3 protein-coding genes are annotated in these 2,135 nt (G+C 54.3%); 2 read left to right on the top strand and 1 reads right to left on the bottom strand.

Translation table 11 applies throughout. From position 1 onward, the window contains the following. A partial coding sequence (locus tag ACP5D4_RS21495; protein ID WP_428013645.1) for an ankyrin repeat domain-containing protein occupies positions 1–186 on the top strand: 186 nt, incomplete at its 5' end. 44 nt (positions 187–230) lie between these two features. On the opposite strand, the gene ACP5D4_RS21500 is transcribed toward ACP5D4_RS21495, so the two are convergent. Then, on the bottom strand, positions 231–743 hold the full coding sequence (locus ACP5D4_RS21500) for a pentapeptide repeat-containing protein (RefSeq protein WP_428013646.1): 513 nt from the start codon (positions 741–743) through the stop codon (positions 231–233). Between the two features lie 201 nt (positions 744–944). On the opposite strand from ACP5D4_RS21500, the gene proB reads away from it, so the two are divergent. Next, positions 945–2,057: a glutamate 5-kinase gene (gene proB, locus ACP5D4_RS21505; RefSeq protein WP_428013647.1), complete on the top strand. Its 1,113-nt coding sequence runs from the start codon at positions 945–947 to the stop codon at positions 2,055–2,057. The last annotated feature ends 78 nt before the right edge of the window (positions 2,058–2,135 follow it).

The raw sequence follows: 2,135 nt of genomic DNA on the forward strand, positions 1-2,135 counted from the left end.
ATGACCGCCGCCGGACACGGGCGCCTCGAGGTTCTCGACGTACTTCTCAGTCACGGTGCCGACATCCGGGCGAAAGACAAAAATAACTCCACAGCAGGACTTTGGGCCTCTCGGGAAGGCTATCGAGACGCCGTAGAACGACTCCAACAGGCGCGAACGGAACGCCCCGATCCCCTCAACAGTTAAGATTAAAAAAAAGAGCTAAAAAAGTCCAAAGCGATCGCCTCGCCCTACTCGAGGCCGATCGATCCCGATAAATCGGCGTCCGTGAAATTCGTCTCCTCCCGGGTGGCTTCCGAAAAATCCACATCGCTCAAGTCGGCCTCAGAGAAGTCGGCGTGGCTGACATCCGCTTGGCTGAGGTCGGCGTAACTCAAATCCGCTTTCTTGGCCATGGCGCGAGTCAGATCGGCTAGGTTGAGATCGGCGCTACTCAAATCCGCTTGCGTCAGGTTGGCGCCGCTGAGGTTAGCTTCGCTCAAATCCGCCCCGCTCAAATCCGCCCCGCTCAAATCCGTCTGGCTGAGATTGGCATAACTGAGGTCGCTTTGGCTGAAATCCACCCGCTGAAGATTGGCACCGCTGAGGTTAATTCCGCTCAAATCGAGTCGGCTGAGGTCGAGTTCGCTCAAGTCCTGGTCTTGAAAGCTCCCCCAGTCGAATTTTTGGGCGCACTCTTGCAGGTATTTTTGAAATCGCTCGTATTCGTCGTTTAACCGATCGATCGCCTGTTCGTCAGCCATAATCGATTTCTCTCGAAAGAGTTCTGTTGGGATTATAGCTTAGAGCAACTTTCTTGAGTTTGGCTGCCGCCACAATCCCTCGAAAAGACTGCTGAATCCATCTCAAAAGAGAACTCCAAAAAAACAGGACCCAACATCGAAAATCCCTCGAAGAAAAATTCCGGTAAAATCGAAAATCTATCTCGTCCCCCTCCGCGATTCATGGATTCCCAAACCCTCGTCGTCAAAATTGGAACCTCCAGCCTTACCCAACCCCAAAGCGGCGACCTGTCCCTCTCCACCCTCGCCAGCCTCGTGGAAACCCTCACCCGCCTGCGCCGCCAAGGCCACCGTCCGATTCTAGTGTCTTCTGGGGCGGTGGGGGTCGGCTGTGCCAGACTGGGACTGAGCGAACGGCCGCGACGACTCGTCACGAAGCAAGCGGTGGCCGCTGTGGGACAGGGACGGCTGATGCGGGTGTACGACGACCTGTTTACCTCCCTGCAACAACCCATCGCCCAAATCCTTCTGACTCGCAAAGATTTCGTCCAGCGGAGTAGCTACGTTAACGCTTACAATACCTTCGCGGAACTGTTGCAGCTCGGTGTAATTCCCATCGTCAACGAAAACGATACCATCGCCACCGACGAGTTGAAATTTGGCGATAACGATACTCTCAGCGCCTTAGTCGCCAGTTTAGTGGAAGCGAACTGGCTGTTTTTACTGACAGATGTCGATCGACTGTATTCAGCAGACCCCAACCGCGACCCCAACGCCAAACCCATCGTTCGCGTCGGACATCCCAACGACCTGGAAAATTTAGAGGTAGGAAACTCCCGCAGCGGTTGGGGAACCGGCGGAATGCAAACGAAAATTTCCGCCGCCCGCATCGCCACGGAAAGCGGCGTTCGGACGGTTATTGCAGCGGGAAAAGCGCCGCAAAATCTCGAAAAAATCCTCGCTGGGGAAGAACTGGGAACCCATTTCGAGCCGCAACCGACCACCGAAACCGCCCGCAAACGTTGGATCGCTCATAGTTTAATTCCCCAGGGAAAAATTTATCTGGATGCGGGGGCGGTCATAGCGATTCGTGAAGGGGGAAAATCCCTGTTAGCGGCGGGAGTGGTCAAAATTGACGGGGAGTTTCAAGCTGAAGATGCGGTTACGCTGTGCGATCTCGACGATCGCGACATCGCCCGAGGCGTGACGAACTACAACAGCGACGATTTAGTGAAAATCTGCGGCGTTCGATCGGAAAAAATCCCCGAAATCCTCGGCGATCGCGCTCGAGACACGGTAATTCACCGCGATAATTTGGTATTGCTGAACAATTAATAGGGAACAGGGAACAGAGAAAAGTTACCCTAATCTTTGGGTCTAAAGCCTCCCCCTTCTCGGGGGACTTTACCAGTG

It is taken from the genome of Baaleninema sp., assembly GCF_049974805.1.
Lineage (GTDB): Bacteria > Cyanobacteriota > Cyanobacteriia > Cyanobacteriales > Geitlerinemataceae > Baaleninema.

Coding starts and splice junctions, on each gene's coding strand:
- ACP5D4_RS21500 (WP_428013646.1), bottom strand. CDS start 743: ATGGCTGACGAACAGGCGATCGATCGGTTAAACGACGAATACGAGCGA.
- proB (WP_428013647.1), top strand. CDS start 945: ATGGATTCCCAAACCCTCGTCGTCAAAATTGGAACCTCCAGCCTTACC.